Here is a 17,407-nt window from a genome sequence, read left to right on the forward strand (position 1 = left end):
GGAGATGATTGTGACGACCCAGGTAGTGATCCTCGCAGCAGGCATGGGCAGCCGTCTCGGACGGAGCCTTCCGAAGCCGCTGACCGAGCTGAGCGACGGCCGCACCATCATGCAGCAGCAGTTCGACAACATCCACGCGGCCTTCGGCAAGGATGTCACGGTCACGATCGTCGTCGGCTACAAGCTGGAGCACATCATCGAGGCGTTCCCGGACGCCGAGTTCGTCTACAACGAGCAGTACGACCAGACCAACACCTCCAAGAGCCTCATGCGCGCCCTGCAGGCGTCCGGCCCCGGCGGAGTCCTCTGGATGAACGGCGACGTCGTCTTCGACCCCGCCGTGCTCGTGCGCGCCGCGGCCACGGTCGCCCGCGACCAGACCTTCGTGACCGTCAACACCTCGTCGGTCGCCGACGAGGAGGTCAAGTACACGACCGGCCCCGAGGGCTACATCCACGAGCTCTCCAAGACCGTCAAGGGCGGACTGGGCGAGGCCGTCGGCATCAACTACGTCTCCAGCACGGACAAGGCGGCGTTGCTGCGCCAGCTGCAGCGTGTGGCCGATCAGGACTACTTCGAGCGCGGCATCGAGCTGGCCATCGGCCAGGACCGCATGCTGGTCGAGCCCGTGGACATCTCCGACCTCTACGCCGTCGAGGTGGACTTCCAGGAGGACCTGGAGCGCGCGAACCTCTTCGTGTAGTCGGCCGTCCGCGTCATCGACCGTTCGCCGCGCGGCACCTCCGCGGGTTCGGAACGCCACGTGATGCGAACACGCAGCCTGCGATCAATACGATAGGTTCCCGTGACCAGTACCTCCGCCGACCTGCGCCCAGCGCAGCGGACGCGCTTCGCGCGTTATCGCCACTCCCTGTGGCTGCTGACGCTCCGCGACCTCCGCGTCCGCTACTCGACCAGCGCGCTCGGCTACCTGTGGTCGATCCTCGATCCGCTCGTCATGAGCGCGATCTACTGGTTCGTCTTCTCCGTCATCTTCCACCGCACCGTCGGCGAGAATCCCTACATCGTCTTCCTGCTCGCGGCCCTGCTGCCGTGGATGTGGTTCAACGGCGCCGTCTCGGACAGCACGCGCGCGTTCATCCGCGAGGCGAAGCTCATCCGCTCGACGATGATCCCCCGCACGATCTGGGTGAACAGGATCGTCGCCTCCAAGGGCATCGAGTTCCTGCTGTCGCTTCCGGTCCTGGCGATCTTCGCGATCGCGACGGGGGCGCCGGTCAACGTCGACATCCTGCTGTTCCCGCTCGCCATCCTCATCCAGGTCGTGCTGACGGTCGGTGTCGGTCTGATCGTCGCCCCTCTCGTCGTGTTCTTCCGCGACCTGGAGCGGGCGGTCAAGCTCGCTCTGCGGTTCCTCTTCTATGCGTCGCCGATCATCTACAGCGCGCGAGATCTCCCCGGCGGCTGCGGCGCGGGCGTCGCCGCCAAGCACTGCGCCGCCTATGTGGCGGCGCACCCGGGGGCTCAGACCGAGACGCTGTTCTCGCTGCACTTCTGGTCGGCGTTCAACCCGCTGACCGGCATCTTCAGCCTCTATCGCGCCACCTTCTTCCCGGAGGAGCTGGACTGGTTCCTGGTCATCATGGCCGCGGTCATGTCGCTGCTGCTGCTCGGCATCGGCTGGCTGGTGTTCACCCGCTTCGAGCGCGACGTTCTGAAGGAGATCTGAGGTGGCAGCCGTCATCGACGTCGCCGGCCTCGGCGTGCGGTTCAAGCGCAACCGCGGAGCACGGCGGTCGTTCAAGGACCTGTTCAGTTCCCGGCAGCGCCGCTCGCGGCCTGATGACTTCTGGCCGCTGCGCAACGTCACGTTCCGGGTCGAGGCGGGCGAGGCCATCGGCGTGGTCGGACGCAACGGCCAGGGCAAGTCGACGCTGCTGAAGCTCGTGGCGGGCGTGCTGCTGCCCGACGAGGGCACGGTGCGGGTCACGGAGGGCGTCGCCCCGCTGATCGAGATCACCGGCGGTTTCGTCGACGATCTCACCGTGCGCGACAACGTGTTCCTGACGGCAGGCCTGCACGGCATGACCAAGCCGCAGATCGAGGCCCGATTCGACGAGATCATCGAGTTCGCCGAGATCGGCGACTTCGTGGACACCCCGTACAAGCACCTTTCCAGCGGCATGAAGGTGCGCATCGCCTTCTCGGTGATCGCGCAGCTGGAGGAACCGGTGCTTCTGGTCGACGAAGTCCTCGCGGTGGGCGACCGATCGTTCCGCGAGAAGTGCTACGCGAAGATCGAAGAGCTGCTCGCCGGCGGGCGAACCATGTTCTTCGTGTCGCACAACGAGAAGGATCTGCGGCGGTTCTGTGCCAGGGGGCTCTACCTCGACAAGGGCGCACTGGTATTGGACGGCCCGATCGACGACGTTCTCGATCTCTACAACACGGATTACGGCAGCTAACAAAACCCCTGGTCAGAAAGTATTTTCAGCCGCGAGGAAAGTCCTCCACAGAAAGAATCTCGGCGAGTTGTCCACGGAAAGGGTCTCTAGGCCCGATTTCGGGGTTCGAGCGTCGGAGGGGGTGGCTACCTTTGCCGCATGAAACACGTTCGGAACCTTCGCAGCCCCCTCCCTTCCCTCCGTCCCCGACGCTTCGCCTACCGCGTGCCGTGGACGGTCGACCGTAGCGGCGCTCCCCATTTCCGGCTCGTCAACACCAGTTCGGAGGAGCTTCGCGGAGTCACCGTCAGCATCGCCGGAAGCGCCTCGCTGCGGGTGAGCTCGCCCGCGTCCATCCGGCCGGGCGAAGCGGTGCGTGCCAGCCTGCACGGCGGCGACGCCGCCCGCGACACGCTCCTCGTCGTGCGCTGGTTCCCACCCGATGGGCGCGAGTACCTCTGGCAGGTGAGCTTCTGAGCCGCTGGCGGCGGCCGTGTCGGAGCGGCCGCTGCCAGCATTTTGCACCCTCACCGCCTCAGGCACTCGCGCCGACGTACCGATCGCTCTGGCCTGGGAATGCGCAACCGGATAGTCATGAACCATGAAGCACTCGAAGTCTCCCGCTGCGACGCAGCTCGGTGAGAAGGTACGCAGGGCGCGGGTCGAACTCGGTCTCAGCCAGGAGAACATCGCCGAACTCGCCCAGATGCACGTGACCAACTACGGCAAGATCGAGCGCGGTATCGCCAACCCCAGCCTGGTGACCATCCTCCGGATCGCCAGCGTCCTCGGCACCGATGTCGCGACCCTCACCGCGGGGCTCTCGCGCGACGACCTGCCCACGGGGTTCGACGTGCTCCCGGCCGCGGATTTCCTGCGCGAACGCGATCGTCGGGGCTGAGGGCGTCGAACACAGGATGATGAGCGCGACGGCCCTGTTGTGAGAGCAAAGCTGACAGGCTATGCGGATGACCAGTTCAGCACTCACGAGCGCGTACCCGCCCTTCGGACTCACCATCAGAGCCGGATCGTTGACCCTTCGGCCGGTCACCGACGATGTTCTGCCCCAGCTGGTCCGTCTGGCGGCCGACGGTATCCACGACCGCGCCACGATGCCGTTCTACTATCCGTGGACGGACGCCCCGCCGGACAGGCTCCCCGCCGAGTTCGTCCAGTACCACTGGGGAATTCGCGCTCGGTGGTCGCGAGCTGCGTGGTCGCTCGAGTTCGCCGTCGAGCATGACGGAGAAATCGTCGGAGTACAGGGGGTCTCCACTCAGGACTATCTGGTCACGCGCACGGGTGAGACGGGGTCGTGGTTGGGGCAGCGCTATCAGGGTCACGGCATCGGCACGAAGATGCGGCAGACCATCTGCGCGTTCCTGTTCGACGATGTCGATGCGGCGGAGATCAGGTCGGGTGCGTTCACCGACAACCCCGCATCCCTCGCGGTGAGTCGCAAGCTGGGCTTCCGGCCTGATGGAACACAACGGATGGCTCGTCGAGGCGCCCTCGCGGAAGTCCAGCGCCTCGTCCTCTCACCAGACGCCTTCGTGCGGGGTGAACCGATCGAAGTGGTGGGGATCGACGCGTTCCGGGCCTTTGTCGGTCTGGACGGTTGATGCCTGCGTGCACCCCGTGCCGCAATCGACTGACAGCCCGCGCCAGGCGCTGAAGATCAGGATGCGGCGTCGCCCCACCCCGGTCCCTTCGCGAGGAGGCCTACACTCGGTAAGGATGGCCAAGCGACCCCAGCCCCTCGTGTCCCCGACCGGCGGACCGCCCCGTGGCGGAGACACGCCGCGCGCCGTCGATGCGACCCTCGACCGTTTCCTCGGCATCCAGCGCCCCGTTGTGCTCGCCCATTTGCGCAGCCTCCGACGGCGGCACCCGCAGGCCTCGGCCGCCGAACTGGCCGCGATCCTCGAGCGACGCTACCTCGCCGCCGTGACGACTGGTGGCGCGGCCGTCGGAGCGACGGCGGTCATCCCCGCGATCGGCACCGGCATCACCCTCGCACTGTCGGGCCTGGAGACGGCCGGTTTCCTGGAGGCGACGGCCCTCTACGCCCAGTCGCTCAGCGAACTGCACGGCATCGCCGTCGACGACCCCGCGCGCGCCCGCGCCCTCGTGCTCACCATGATGCTCGGCCGCGAAGGCTCCGATCTGGTGCGCCAGCTGGCCGGCCAGGTCACCGGCGCGGGCGTGACCCGCACGGCGTACTGGGGCGAGCTGGTCACGACAACCCTCCCGTCGATGGTCGTCGGCCCCCTGGTGGACCGCCTGCGCACGACGTTCGTCCGACAGTTCGCCGTCCGCGGCGGCGCCTCCATCGTCGCCCGGGCGATCCCCTTCGGCATCGGCGCCGTCGTCGGCGGGACGGGCAACAACATCCTGGGCCGACGCGTCGTCGCCAACTCCCGGCTGGCGTTCGGCTCCGCCCCGCTGGTGATCCCCGCAGCACTCACGCCGGCAGACGGGCCCGGCGCCCTCCAGCGGCTCGGCAGCAGCACCGGCCGTCGGGTCGTCCGCGCGGGCACCGTGCTCGGCGCGCTGCCCGGCAGGATCGTCCGTCGCAACGGGTCGCGCCGCCCCGGCGACGGCCCGGCCGCCATCGAGGAACCCGCAGCTCCCGCGCAGCCCGAGGGCTAGACGATCGGCGGACGTCCGGCCAGGGTCATGCGCGCAACCGTCTGCCAGCGGATGGGCCGACGCTCGCCCGGGTCGGATCGCCACCCTTCGCGCCAGCCGCCGAACCAGGCGCTCAGAACGGCCGGCTTGCGGAACCACCGCAGCAACTGGATACCCGTCCACGACCCGACATACAGCGGGACGAGCACCGCGGGTAGGTTGCGGCGGGCGAGCCACACGCGGTTGCGGGCGTTCAGACGGTAGTAGTACGAGTGCCGGGTCGGTGAGACGGCCGGGTGCTCCGCGACGAGATCGCCGGCGTACCAGACCCGTCTGCCCTGGTCCCAGACCCGCCAGGCGAGCTCGATGCCCTCGTGCGCATAGAAGAACGGATCCGCCCAGCCTCCCGCTCGCTCGAACACCGCGCGCGGCAGGACGATCACGGCCTCCAGAACAGAGAACACCGCAGAGGACCGCTCGGGCTCACCCTTGCGGATGCGCGGGATCCACCGGCGAGGAGACGGCTTGCCGTCGCGGGCGCGCAAGCGCGGCTGGATCATCCCGATGCTTGGATCGGCGCCCAGCAGGTCGACCGCGTCGCGCAGGAACGTCGGCGACGGGATGTCGGCGTCGTCGTCGAGGAACAGCAGGTACTCCCCCTCCACCTGCGGGACGCCCTGATTGCGCCCGGCCGGGATGCCGAGGTTCTCGGGCAGCGCGAGTGTTCCGACGCCGGCGGGCAGCGCGGGCTCGGCCGTGGCGGGATCCCAGCCGTTGCCGACGACCACGATGTCGGTGCGCACGCGCTCCTGGCGGAGGACGGACTCCACGCCGCGCAGGAGGTCGTGTGGCCGGGTGCCCTGGGTGAGCACCACGACGCCGACCGTCGGGTCAGCCACGGACCCGCTTGGAGGTCATGATCGCGACGAAGTGGCCCATCGCCGCCAGAATCGACAGCGGCACAAGCACCGAGAGCAGGATGCGGTCGGCGAGGGTCGCCCCGATGAAGAGCCCGACGATCGAGAAGACGAAGATCATGATGGTGAGCTCGACCGAGTGGTAGAGGCGGTGGAACGGGACGAACCGGGCGGCCTTGCGCAGTCGGGCGATGAGGCCGTGGGTGGGTGCGTACGCCGCCTGCGTGTCGGCGAGCTTGGGCAGGCCGGCGTTGGCACGCGCCACGCGGACCATGTCGTTGAGCGCCTTGTTGAGCACGATGACGAGCGCGAGCAGCGTGCCGAGGTTGGTCCACAGGAAGTCCTGCGGCGCCTCGAACGGATACCCGGCGGCCCGCACACCGAGAGCGATGGCGATGAGCGTCTCTGTCGTGTAGTGGCCGACGTTGTCGAGGAAGATCCCGGCGGGAGACGACGTCTTGCGCCAGCGAGCGACCTCCCCGTCGCAGCAGTCGATGAGCATCTGGAGCTGTCCGAGCACCAGGGCGAGCGCGGCGCCCCCGATTCCGGGGATCAGCAGGCTGGCGGCCGTGGCCCACCCGGTGAGGATCATGAGGCCCGTAACGCCGTTGGCTGAGATGGACGTCTTCAGCAGGAACCAGGTGAGGTACGGCGACAGGTTGCGCAGATAGAGCGACGCCGTCCAGTGCTCCGCGTTGCGGCGTCCGCGTACCTCGGGCGGCTGCGCGACCGCTTTCAGTTCCGCGATCGACGTCGGCCGCGCTCCGTGCGCTGCGGGTCCGGCTGCTGACATGCCTACCTTCCGGTGTGTGCGGTGATGTTCCTGGTGAGGGAGAGATATCCGAGGATGAACCCGATCCCCCAGCTGAAATGGATGCACGGCAAGACTACGAGAAACCAGAGGAACGACGAAAAGCCGTCGCGGCGGCCCCACACCAGCGCCGACGCGATGACGATCAGAAGGTAGGCGACCGGGATCGCGAACGCCCACAGCAGCCACGGGCTCGCTCCGAGGAGCGCCTGCAGCACACCACCGAGCCCGAGCAGCACGCCCAACGCGACGCCGAGCACCATCACCGGCGGCGCGAAGTAGCGCAGGCCGTTGGAGGCGGGGAACCGTCTGGCCAGCTCGCCCCGCCAGATCCCCGTCGAGAAGAACTGACGCGCCAGCCGGTAGAGGTTGGGGCGTGGCCGGTAGACCACGCGCAGCCGCGGAGTGAACCACACCGTGCCGCCGGCCTGGCGGATGCGCCGGTTCAGTTCCCAGTCCTGACCGCGCTTGATCTCCTCGTCGAAGAGACCGACCGCCAGGAGCCGATCGCGGTCGAAGACTCCGAGGTACACCGTCTCGGCCGGGCCGGCGGACCCGCCGACGTGCAGCTTCGTGCCGCCCAGACCGACGCGACTGCCGTAAGCGCGCGCGACGGCGCGCTCGAACGGGGTCGTGCCCTGCGCGTCCATGAGACCGCCGACGTTGTCCGCACCGGTCTCGAGGATGGTCTCGACGGCGATGCGCGCGTAGTCGGGCGGGAGCACGCTGTGGGCGTCGACGCGGATCACCACCGGATACCGGGACTCGCGGATGGCGAGGTTCAGTCCGGCGGGCGTCGAGCCGACCACGTTGTCGACGACGCGGATGCGGGAGTCGACCGAGGCCAGCTCGGCGACGAGCTCCGTGGTGCCGTCGATGCTGGGGCCGAGCGCGATGGTGACCTCGAACGGCCCGGTGTAGTCCTGCGCGAGGAGGCTGTCCACTGCGGCCCGGACATGGGTCGCCTCGTTGAGGACCGGCATCACGTAGGACACACCGGGGAGGGTGTTCACGCTATCTTCCGGCATCTGATCCATTCGTCGTTCGGCCTCGCCGAGCTTATCAGCCGGCGATGGGCAGGACTCCGGGCCGTGACGGCGCCGCCCCGCACGGCGGAGGGCCGCCCCGCGTTGCGGGACGGCCCTCCGAGTGTCGTGCGACTCAGCTCGCGGGAAGCGAGCCGAGCGTGACCGTCGTGGTCTTGGTCTGGCCGTCGCGGATGTACGTGACATCGGCCTTGGAGCCGGCGGCCAGGGCGCGGACCTGCGCGGTCAGGTCGGTGGCGTCGGTGATCGGGAGGCCGTTGAAGTTGACGACGACGTCGCCCGCCTGCAGGCCGGCGCCGGCCGCCGCGCCGCCCGAGACCACCGACTTGATCGATGCTCCGACCGTGGTCGCCTTGCTGTCGTTGCCGGCGTCTCCGACGTTCGCTCCGAGCAGGCCGTGGGTGGCCGAGCCGTTCTTGATCAGCTCGTCGGAGATGCGCTTGGCGACGTTCGACGGGATCGAGAAGCCGACGCCGATGCTGCCCGACTGGCTGCCGCTGGAGCTGCTGCCGCCCGCGCTCGCGATGGCGACGTTGATTCCGATCAGCTGGCCCTTGCTGTCGAGCAGCGCGCCGCCCGAGTTGCCCGGGTTGATCGACGCGTCCGTCTGGATGACGGGGAGCGAGATCGTGCCCTGGCTCTGGCCCTGCTGCGACGATCCTCCGCCCTGGTTCGGGAAGTCGAAGTTGAACGGATTCTGCGAGCCTCCCCCGCCGTTGCCGTCGCCCGACTTGGGCGCTGCCGAGGACGCGATGCTGATCGAGCGGTTGAGCGCGCTGACGATGCCGTCGGTCACCGTGCCGGAGAGGCCGAGCGGGGCGCCGATCGCGACCGTCGTGTCGCCCACGTTGAGCTTGCTGGAGTCACCCCAGGTGATCGGCGTCATCCCGCTCGCACCGTCGAGCTTGATCACCGCGAGGTCGGTGGTCGGGTCGGTGCCGACGATCTTGGCGGTGTAGATCTTGCCGTCGTTGTCGGTGACGCTGATGCTGACGTTGGAGGCGGCGCCGTCGAGGGTGACGACGTGCGTGTTCGTGAGGATGTAGCCGTCCGAGCTGAGGACGACGCCGGATCCGGTGCCGCCCTCGCTGGAGGCCGTGACCGAGATGGTGACGACGCTCGGCGACGCCTTCGCGGCGACCGCGGTCACGGTTGTGGCGTTGTTGGCGTCGTTGACCGTGATGTTCTGCGGGCCGGAGACCGTCTTGATGGTGGCGTTGCTGCCGGTGGCGGCGTAGAGGCCGATTCCGGCGCCCGCGCCGGCGACGCCGCCGATGAGCGCACCGATGGCCAGCGTCGCGATGATCAGGCCGGTGTTGCGCTTGCGCGGCGCCTTCTCTGCGGTGGCCGTTCCCGGCGCGGCGAGGTAGGGCGGCTGCTGGCCGGCGTGCTGCTGGGCGTAGGGAGCCTGACCGTAGGCGTTCGGCTGCCCGAACGAGCCGTTGCCGTAGTTCGGCTGAGCCGCCGCAGGCTGGCCGTAGGGCTGCTGGGGGGCGACGGGCTGGGTCGGCTGGGCCTGGTTCTGCTGCGGCTGGTGAGCGGCCGGCACGCCGGGCTGGGGAACCGTCGGCTGCTGCGCGGTGGGCTGCTGCGCCGTCGGCTGCTGAGCCGCGGGGGCGGCGCCCTGCGCTGCGGGAGCGGTCCAGCCGTGGCCGGCGGCCGGCGCCGGGGGCTCGACAGGAGCCTGAGGCTGGGCAGGGGCCACCGGCTGCGCCGGCACCTGCGCTTCGGCAGGGGTCTGGGGCTGGGCAGGGGTCTGCGCCTCGGCAGGAACCTGCGGCGCGGCAGAAGCCTGCGCCTCGGCAGGAACCTGCGGCGCGGCAGAAACCTGCGTCTCGGCAGGAACCTGCGGCTGTGCGGCGGCCGGGGCCTCCGCGGGGGCCGGGGTGGGCTGCGCAGCGCCGGCATCCACGACCGCTTCGGTCTCGGCGTCGTTCTGGGGCTTCGCGGGGTCCGGTGTGATCGGAGTGTCGGTCATGGTGTGGTGCTCCTTCCAAGCACTAGACAGCTTGGGATGCCAACCTGAGCGTTCTATTTGCGGGTCCTGTGGGCGACCTTCCGCCTCCCGATGACTCTCCACAACGTACCGAATGCAAGCGGTGTGAGGGAGCCCCTCGCCTGCCCTAGCCTGGGTCCGGGACAGGACGAGAGGGTGACGATGACGGTAACCGGAGCGTGGCGGGCGGCCGCCGGGGGCGCTGGCCTGCTGGGTGCGGACGGCGCGGTGCGCCCGACGATCTTCGCCGAGATGAGCGCCCTCGCCGTGCGCACGGGCGCGATCAACCTCGGGCAGGGCTTCCCCGACGAGGACGGCCCCGGCGTGGTGCTCGACACCGCAATCGCCGCCATCCGCGACGGCGCCAACCAGTACCCGCCCGGCATCGGCATCCCGCTGCTGCGCCAGGCCGTCGCCGACCACCAGCGCCGCTTCTACGGGCTGGAGTTCGACCCCGACCGCGAGGTCCTCGTGACGGCGGGCGCGACGGAGGCCATCGCCGCGACGCTCCTCGCCCTTCTCGAGCCGGGCGACGAGGTGGTCACCTTCGAGCCGTTCTACGACGAATACGGCGCGGTGATCGCGCTGGCCGGCGGCGTGCACAAGACAGTGCCGCTCGAACCGCCCGCGTTCCGGCCCGACCTGGACCGGCTGCGCAGCACGGTGTCCGACCGGACGCGCGTCATCCTGGTGAACACACCGCACAACCCGACGGGGGCCGTGCTCGACCGCGAGACGCTGCAGACGGTGGTCGACCTCGCCGAGCGGCACGACGCCGTCATCGTGACCGACGAGGTCTACGAGCACCTCACGTTCGGCCCGCGGCACATCCCGGTCGCCACGCTCGACGGCGCGCGCGAGCGGACCGTGACGATCTCCTCCGGTGGCAAGACGTTCAACACGACGGGGTGGAAGGTGGGCTGGCTCACCGCCCCGGCGGAACTGGTGACGGCCGTCCTCGCCGTCAAGCAGTTCCTCACGTATGTGAACGGCGCACCGTTCCAGCCGGCGATCGCTGCCGGGCTCGCCCTCCCCGACGAGTTCTTCACCGGGATCGCCGCCGCCCTCGCCCACAAGCGCGACGTGCTCTCGGCCGGCCTGCAGGCCGCCGGGTTCGAGGTGCATCCGAGCGACGGGACGTACTTCGTCGTCGCGGACGCGGCGGCGCTCGGGCATCCCGACGCGGTGGAGTTCTGCCGCCGGCTCCCCGAACTCGCCGGGGTCGTGGCCGTGCCGCTCGCCGCCTTCTGCCGCGACGACTACGCCGCCCGCACCGCGTCGCTCGTGCGGTTCGCCTTCTGCAAGCGTGTGGATGTGCTCGAGGAGGCGGCACGCCGGCTGGCGTCGTTGCGCTCGTGAGCGCAGCCCGACCGGCTGCTCAGTCGTTCGGCTCCACCCGGTAGCGGCGCAGCTGCAGGGCCGGATTCCGTCTGCGAACGTCCGCGACGCGCTCTGTCGAGACTTCGGCGACCGCGACGCCGGTCGTCTCGCCGAGGCCCGCGAGCACGACGCCCATCGGGTCGACGATCACGCTGTTGCCCACGCCGATGGGCGGCGTGTGGTCCGCTGCTGCGACGTAGAGGGTGTTCTCGATGGCGCGCGCGGTCAGCAGGGTCGACCAGTGGTGCTCCTTGAGCGGTCCGCGCACCCACTCGGCCGGCACGGCGACGAGGTCGGCGCCGGCGTCGACCAGCCGACGGGTGACCTCGGGAAAGCGCAGGTCGTAGCAGGTCTGCATCCCGACGCGGAGGCCGTCGACCTCGAACACCTCCGGCAGGGCGAGGTCGCCGGGAACCACCCAGTCGGACTCGGTCGCGCCGAACGCGTCGTAGAGGTGCTGCTTGCGGTAGACCGCCAGGGTCGAGCCGTCCGGTCCGACCGCGACGAGGGTGTTCGCGAACTTGTCGTGGATTCCCGTCCGCTCGACGAGCCCGGCGATCGCGAAGACACCGTGCTCGCGCGCCGCCGTGCCCAGCGACTGCACGAACTCGCCGTCGAGCGGCTCGGCGTTGCGCGCGAAGGAGGGGCCGAGCGGGTCGGCGAAGTACGACGAGTACTCCGGGAAAACGACCAGGCGCGCTCCGCGGGCTGCGGCGACGGCGAGGAGGCCCGCGACCAGATCGCGGTTGTGGACACGATCGTCGCCCGGCGTGAACTGGGCGACGGCGACGCCGACCCCGCTCACGGTGCGGCCTCCGCGCCGGGCACCGCCTCGGCGACCGGCGCAGGGGTCTCGATCGGGAGGCGGAGGCTGATGGACGTCCCGACGCCCTCCTCGCTCGCGATGTCGAGCCGGCCGCCGTGGGCCGTGACGATCGCCTTCGTGATGGTGAGGCCGAGGCCGACGCCGGGTACGGCGTTCCGCGTGGCCGTCGAGGCGCGGAAGAACCGCTGCGAGAGCTGGCTCAGCTCGACCGCCGGGATGCCGATTCCGGTGTCGGTGACCGCGACCACCGCCGCGTCGCCGTCCCGCCGCAGCGAGACCGTGACGCTGCCGCCCGCCGGCGTGAACTTGAGCGCGTTGGAGACCAGGTTGTCGACGGCCTGGCCCAGTCGAACAGTGTCGCCGCGCACGTCGACGGGCTCGTCCGGCACCTCCATCACCAGCGCGACCCCTGCGGCGGCTGCGCCCGGCCGGGCCGACTCCACCGAGGCGGAGACGACGGAGCGCAGCTCCGCGTCCGTGATGTCGATCGGGAACCTCCCCGACTCGACTTGCGCGGTGAAGAGCAGGTCTCCGACCAACCGGAGCAGGCGGTGGGCATTTCGCTCCGCGACGCCCAGGTACTGCAGCTGCTCGTCGGAGAGCGGCGCCTCGTCGTCGTCGCGCATCAGCTCCAGGTAGCCCAGGATCGAGCTGAGCGGCGTGCGCAGCTCGTGCGAGATGAGACCGACGAACTCGTCCTTCAGCCGCGCGAACTCGCGGGCCTGGGTCATGTCGGTGGCGACGAAGATGAATCCGACCCTGTGGCCGTTCTCATCGATCCGCGGGGTCGCCGCCACCTGCACGGGAACGTGCTTGCCGTCCGCGCGCACGTACGTCCAGTCGCGCACGTCCGCGTAGCCTGCCCGCACGGTGTCGACCAGAGCCGAGAAGTCGTCGGCGCTGACCACGGTGGTGAAACGCGCGTCCATGTCGCGCAGCCGATCCTCGAGCTCGCTCACCAGGTGGAACTCGATGACCCGCCGATCGTGACCGAGGACCTGCGCCTCGGTCAGGCCGAGCATCTTCTCCGCACCCGGGTTCCAGACGTCGATCACGCCGTCGAGGTCCGTGCCGATCACGGACTGCTCGGTGACGGCGTTCCAGATGCTCTGGATGAGCCGGTTCGCGGTCTTGAGCCGCGCTTCGTTGAGCACCAGCTCGTCCTGCGTGCGCTGGGCCTGCTCGAGCAGTTCCTCGCGCTGGGCGGCCACGGCACGGGAGGCGGCCAGCTGCACGCGGGACCGGTGGGCGATCTCGTTGACGACGGCGGCGACGATCAGATAGATGACCGGGGAGAAGAAGGCGCGCAGGAGGTCCGCCGCGCTGGTCGCGGCATGATCCACCAGGATCGGGCCGAGCAGGACGACGAAGATGCCCGCCGCGGCGATGACGATGTTGCGACGCCCCTCCTCTGTCGCGATCCAGACGAACGGCAGCAGCAGGATGACGCCGATCGCCGACGTCGAGCCTCCTGTGCCGATCCGCATCAACGCGATCGACATCATCGCGACGAGCGGGACGGCGACCGCCCAGGCGGACGGGATCTGCCGCCAGGGCACGAGCAGCGAGAGCAGCAGCGCTCCGATCATCACCAGGGTGGCACCGATGATGAAGACCGGAAGGTGCGCGCTCATCACGCCGGGGATGAAGGTCAGTCCGAGCGCGATAGTGAAGCCGACGAGAGTCGGCACCAGCTTGAGGAAGACGGAGGGCGAGTCCAGCGGGATCCGACCCAGCCAGCGGTCGACGGTCATACGGTCTCCACCAGCCCGAGCATCGACCGGATGCGCTCGGAGAGGACTCGGGGGCTGAACGGTTTGATGATGAAGGAGTCGGACCGGTTGGCGACCACGCCGTGATCGGTGAGCAGCTGCACGGAGGCGGACACCATCAGGATGAGCGTGTCCTTCGTCGCGTCGTCGCCGCGGATCGCCTCGGCGACCTCGACCCCGTTGAGGCCCGGCATCGAGATGTCGAGCACGGCGAGGTCGATACCGCCCTCGCCCACGGCGTCGAGCGCCGCGCGGCCGTTGTCGACGGCGGCCACGATCTCGACGCCGGCGCGGTTGGCGGCGATCACCATCAGGCCGCGGATGTCGTCGTCGTCGTCCGCGATCACGATGCGCTTGACGTCGCTCACGAGAAGAACACCACCCGCACTACGACGACCGCGGCGATCACGAGAAGCGCGATGGCGCCGTAGATCGGCAGACGCAGCTCCCACCTCCGGTTGCGGTCGATCTCGCGCTGCAACTCCTCGCGCTGCACGCGGGTCAGCTGGACGGGGCTCATCGGCGCTCCTCCCGTTCCGAGGCCTCCACGGCGTCGAGCACGGCCGTCACCCGGTCGTATCGGCCGACATCGGCCGCGTCGTGACTGTCGGTGGACGCAACGATACGCGCTCCGGCGTCCCTGAGGGCCAGCACGGCGACCGGACCGGGGCACCCCCACTTCTCGTTCACCTCGACGAGGGTGCCGGTCGCCGCCGCCGCGGACGCCCAGGCCGCCAGCCGGTCCGCGCCGAGTTGCTCCTCGGAGAGTCCCACCTTCGGCAGGATCGAGAACCAGTGCGCGAGCTGCGCGTGCCTGGTGCCCTCCATGGCCCGGATGCTCGCCTCGATCAGGAGGTCGAGAGCGTCGTCCGCCGACAGGCCGTCGGCGAGGCGGCGGCGCGTCTCGTCCGGCGACCACGGCCCGTCGGTGCCGGGGAACTGGTGGTCGCCGATCACGATCGCGTCGACGCCGCCCGCTCCGACCACGAGATCGGCGGGGATGTCGACCGCACCGGAGGCGTCGAGCAGCTTGGCCTCCACGCCCGTGAGCACGGTGAGGCCCTCCGGCGCGGGCTCGGCCGCCACCGCGGCGAGGAACTCGGGCACCCAGGTGGTGGACGCGCGCACGTGGTCGGTCAGCCGGACCCGGGCGAGCCCCGCCGCGGACGCCGCCGCGAGGTTCTCCGCGACACTGCTCCTGGCATCGTCCGAGAACGTGGAGTGCACGTGGAAGTCGCCGCGCAACAGGGCGCGCAGACGATCGGTCACTTCTCCGGTCCCTCCGCGTGGGCCGCGTTCTCCGAGACGAGGACGTCGGCAGGGTCGAGGAAGACGTCTTCGAGGTAGCGCACGTTCGCGAGCTCGGTGAAGTCGACCGCGGAGGGCACGGGTCGGCCAAGCACGAGGTCGAGGAGCAGCGACGGCATGTCCACCCCCGCCGCGATCGTCAGCGGCATCGCGCCGGGGAAGCGCGGGTTGACCTCCAGCAGAGCGGGGACGCCGTCGCTGCTGTACCGGAGCTGCACATTGGCGACACCGGTGAGCCCGATGGCCCTGGCGACGTCGGAGGCCGTCTGCGACAGCTCGTCCCTGCGCACCGTCCGGCCCGCGATGGAGACGCCGGAGTCGACCCGCTCGCGGGAGCGCGGCACGGCGGCGATCACCGTGCCGTCCAGGCCCGCGAGCACGTCCACCGAGAACTCCTCGCCCGGCAGGTTCTCCTGCACCAGGATGCTCTGGTCCTCCCCCAGCGCCTCCAGGGCGGCACGATCGGCGATCAGGCGCACGCCGCGCGAGCCCGCACCGCTGCGCGGCTTGATAATCACGGGGAAGACCCAGTCCGCGCCGACACCGTCCCGGTCCAGGAGCCGGGTCTCCGGGATGCGCGCCTTGCCGTCGACGGCCTGCGCGAGGCGGTACTTGTCGAGGCAGGTCACGAGCGTCTCGTGGCTGGGCGCTGCCAGCGCCGTGCCGACGGCGGCGAGGTCGTCGCGGCGCGCGGCGAGGCCGGGCAGCTCCACATCGACGGTCGAGAAGAGCACAGCGATGTCGTCAGTGGCGCACAGGGCGATCACGTCGTCGACGAACGACGGTGCCTTCCCCGGCGGCACGATCCGCCTGGCGGATTCTGGCACGAGATACAGGCCGCTCGCCCAGCCGTCCATGTCGGCGGCGTAGACCTCGACGTCGTCGCGCTTGAGCAGCGAGCGGATGACGGCGATACCCGCCGGGCCGCCGGCTCCCGTGACGAGGACGCGGGTGCGGGATGCGGTCATTCCTGGTTCCTCCGGATTCGGGCGTCGGTCTGCATGGCAGACGCCGGGATGGAGATGTCCGCGGTGTCGCGCATCACCTCCAGCGGCTCGCAGTTGGTGCCGCCGCCGAACCGAGACCAGTAGCGGGCGGTGGCGAGGACGAAGTCGTGATCCAGGTACGAGCGCAGCTCGGTCTGGGAGCGGAAGCAGTCGATGAGTCGCAGCTTGGCGTCGGTGAAGCCGTCGATCGGCACGAATCGGGTCGGCCGGAAGTCGATCGTCGCGGACGGGCTCTGGAAGCAGCAGACGGTGCGGACGTTGCGGGTCGCGACGTTGACGGCCGCGTGCACCGCCCTGTGGTCCTGGTGGCGGTCGTGCGCGGAGTGCGTGTAGACGATGTCGGGCTGCACTTCGGCGACGACGCGCTCGATGATGCTCACCGTCGGGTCGGCGGCCGAGATGCGGGTGTCTTCGAGGTCTTCGAGGAACAGCCGCGCGCCGAGCAGCTCGGCGGCGGCGAGGGACTCGTGCTGGCGGTCGTCGGCGTCGCCGCCGCGGGCACCGCGCGAGAGCGTCAGGATGACCACCTGGTTGCCGGCGTCGCGGTGGGCGGACAGGATGCCGCCGACACCGATCTCGACGTCGTCGGGGTGCGCTCCGATCGCCAGGACCACCTGCTGCTGGCTGGCTGCGCGCTTAGTGCGGCCCTCCTCGGCGAGACGGTTCACGATGGCGACGAGCTCGGACGACGCGATGGGCTTGGTGAGGAACTCGTCGGCCTGCGCCCGCAGCGCGGAGACCGCGTAGTCCACCGACACGTGCGCGGTCATGACCACGACAGGGAGCCCTGGGTGCCTGCTGCGCACCTCGCGCAGCAGGTCGATGCCCGAGATCCCCGGCATCTCGATGTCGGTGATGACGACATCGGGGTCGAACGAGGCGATCGTGTCGAGGGCGACGGAGGGATCGGTGACGGCGACGACCTGCGCGTCCGCACGCTTCTCGAGCACGGTCTTCATGTAGAAGGCGACGTCGGGGTCGTCCTCGATCACGCACACGCGGTACTTCTGGGCCGAATTCGCCATACGCATCTCCTGGGTCCTGCGACGACTCTAGTGGGACGGGCGGTCTAGGGAGCCCCGGACGCGCCACGGGCACGCCCGGACGCGCCCGGGCGTGCACCCGGATTTCACAGCACCCTGCGGCCGTGCTAGAGTCATTTCTTGTGCCGCGGGGTGGAGCAGCTCGGTAGCTCGCTGGGCTCATAACCCAGAGGTCGTAGGTTCAAATCCTGCCCCCGCAACCAACTGGCCCGGACTTGAGGAGAAATCCCCAGGTCCGGGCCGCTTTTTGTTCACGGGGCTGTGG

Annotated in this window: 19 protein-coding genes and 1 tRNA gene; 9 read left to right on the top strand and 11 right to left on the bottom strand. The window is 69.8% G+C overall.

Annotated elements, in window-relative coordinates:
* Positions 1-10 precede the first annotated feature (10 nt).
* From JNB50_RS19240 to JNB50_RS19270, 7 genes are all read left to right on the top strand, one after another.
* A complete protein-coding gene (locus JNB50_RS19240; protein WP_208041758.1) occupies positions 11-703 on the top strand; it encodes an NTP transferase domain-containing protein in 693 nt (230 codons plus the stop codon).
* A gap of 102 nt (positions 704-805) precedes the next feature.
* Entirely contained in the window at positions 806-1,690 is an 885-nt protein-coding gene (locus JNB50_RS19245) for an ABC transporter permease (protein ID WP_374222274.1), read from the top strand.
* 1 nt (position 1,691) lies between these two features.
* A complete protein-coding gene (locus tag JNB50_RS19250) occupies positions 1,692-2,426 on the top strand; it encodes an ABC transporter ATP-binding protein (RefSeq protein WP_208041759.1) in 735 nt (244 codons plus the stop codon).
* Positions 2,427-2,564: 138 nt separating this feature from the next.
* Positions 2,565-2,882 carry a hypothetical protein gene (locus tag JNB50_RS19255; protein ID WP_208041844.1) on the top strand — a complete coding sequence of 106 codons (318 nt, stop codon included), beginning with the start codon at positions 2,565-2,567 and terminating at the stop codon, positions 2,880-2,882.
* 124 nt (positions 2,883-3,006) lie between these two features.
* Positions 3,007-3,306, top strand: a complete 300-nt coding sequence (locus JNB50_RS19260; protein ID WP_208041760.1) for a helix-turn-helix domain-containing protein — start codon at positions 3,007-3,009, stop codon at positions 3,304-3,306.
* Between the two features lie 67 nt (positions 3,307-3,373).
* Complete coding sequence (locus tag JNB50_RS19265; protein WP_208041761.1) at positions 3,374-4,027, top strand: GNAT family N-acetyltransferase; 654 nt, start codon at positions 3,374-3,376, stop codon at positions 4,025-4,027.
* A 115-nt stretch (positions 4,028-4,142) separates the two neighbouring features.
* Positions 4,143-5,057: a hypothetical protein gene (locus JNB50_RS19270; RefSeq protein WP_243768695.1), complete on the top strand. Its 915-nt coding sequence runs from the start codon at positions 4,143-4,145 to the stop codon at positions 5,055-5,057.
* Here JNB50_RS19270 and JNB50_RS19275 read toward each other — a convergent pair.
* The 4 genes from JNB50_RS19275 to JNB50_RS19290 form a co-directional block, all read right to left on the bottom strand.
* Positions 5,054-5,935, bottom strand: a complete 882-nt coding sequence (locus tag JNB50_RS19275; RefSeq protein WP_208041762.1) for a glycosyltransferase family 2 protein — start codon at positions 5,933-5,935, stop codon at positions 5,054-5,056. The genes JNB50_RS19270 and JNB50_RS19275 overlap by 4 nt on opposite strands.
* Entirely contained in the window at positions 5,928-6,746 is an 819-nt protein-coding gene (locus JNB50_RS19280; RefSeq protein ID WP_208041763.1) for a CDP-alcohol phosphatidyltransferase family protein, read from the bottom strand. Before JNB50_RS19280 ends, JNB50_RS19275 begins: the two co-directional genes overlap by 8 nt.
* Positions 6,747-6,748: 2 nt before the next feature.
* Entirely contained in the window at positions 6,749-7,792 is a 1,044-nt protein-coding gene (locus JNB50_RS19285) for a glycosyltransferase family 2 protein (protein WP_208041764.1), read from the bottom strand.
* A gap of 133 nt (positions 7,793-7,925) precedes the next feature.
* A complete protein-coding gene (locus JNB50_RS19290; RefSeq protein ID WP_208041765.1) occupies positions 7,926-9,788 on the bottom strand; it encodes a S1C family serine protease in 1,863 nt (620 codons plus the stop codon).
* Positions 9,789-9,968: 180 nt separating this feature from the next.
* Here JNB50_RS19290 and JNB50_RS19295 point away from each other — a divergent pair, with 180 nt between their 5' ends.
* The gene (locus JNB50_RS19295; RefSeq protein WP_208041766.1) at positions 9,969-11,165 is read left to right on the top strand and encodes a pyridoxal phosphate-dependent aminotransferase; all 1,197 of its coding nucleotides are present in this window, start codon (positions 9,969-9,971) and stop codon (positions 11,163-11,165) included.
* Between the two features lie 19 nt (positions 11,166-11,184).
* Here the strand turns inward: JNB50_RS19295 and JNB50_RS19300 are convergent, their stop codons facing one another.
* Genes JNB50_RS19300 through JNB50_RS19330 form a run of 7 tightly spaced genes read right to left on the bottom strand, consistent with a single transcriptional unit; the run spans position 11,185 to position 17,124 of the window.
* Complete coding sequence (locus tag JNB50_RS19300; protein ID WP_208041767.1) at positions 11,185-11,991, bottom strand: carbon-nitrogen hydrolase family protein; 807 nt, start codon at positions 11,989-11,991, stop codon at positions 11,185-11,187.
* On the bottom strand, positions 11,988-13,766 hold the full coding sequence (locus JNB50_RS19305; protein WP_208041768.1) for a cell wall metabolism sensor histidine kinase WalK: 1,779 nt from the start codon (positions 13,764-13,766) through the stop codon (positions 11,988-11,990). Before JNB50_RS19305 ends, JNB50_RS19300 begins: the two co-directional genes overlap by 4 nt.
* Positions 13,763-14,152: a response regulator gene (locus JNB50_RS19310; protein ID WP_208041769.1), complete on the bottom strand. Its 390-nt coding sequence runs from the start codon at positions 14,150-14,152 to the stop codon at positions 13,763-13,765. Before JNB50_RS19310 ends, JNB50_RS19305 begins: the two co-directional genes overlap by 4 nt.
* Positions 14,149-14,304 (bottom strand): hypothetical protein, encoded by a 156-nt coding sequence (locus JNB50_RS19315; protein WP_208041770.1) that lies wholly within the window; start codon positions 14,302-14,304, stop codon positions 14,149-14,151. Before JNB50_RS19315 ends, JNB50_RS19310 begins: the two co-directional genes overlap by 4 nt.
* Positions 14,301-15,053, bottom strand: coding sequence for a PHP domain-containing protein (locus JNB50_RS19320; RefSeq protein WP_307794797.1), 753 nt, complete (start codon positions 15,051-15,053; stop codon positions 14,301-14,303). Before JNB50_RS19320 ends, JNB50_RS19315 begins: the two co-directional genes overlap by 4 nt.
* Positions 15,050-16,060, bottom strand: coding sequence for an ATP-grasp domain-containing protein (locus JNB50_RS19325; RefSeq protein WP_208041771.1), 1,011 nt, complete (start codon positions 16,058-16,060; stop codon positions 15,050-15,052). Before JNB50_RS19325 ends, JNB50_RS19320 begins: the two co-directional genes overlap by 4 nt.
* Positions 16,057-17,124 carry a response regulator gene (locus JNB50_RS19330; protein ID WP_208041772.1) on the bottom strand — a complete coding sequence of 356 codons (1,068 nt, stop codon included), beginning with the start codon at positions 17,122-17,124 and terminating at the stop codon, positions 16,057-16,059. The genes JNB50_RS19325 and JNB50_RS19330 overlap by 4 nt, the downstream gene beginning before the upstream one ends.
* 144 nt (positions 17,125-17,268) lie before the next feature.
* Here JNB50_RS19330 and JNB50_RS19335 point away from each other — a divergent pair.
* Positions 17,269-17,345, top strand: a tRNA-Met gene (locus JNB50_RS19335).
* Positions 17,346-17,407 lie beyond the last annotated feature (62 nt).

This window comes from Leifsonia sp. TF02-11 (assembly GCF_017565305.1).
In the GTDB taxonomy this organism is placed as follows: domain Bacteria; phylum Actinomycetota; class Actinomycetes; order Actinomycetales; family Microbacteriaceae; genus Leifsonia.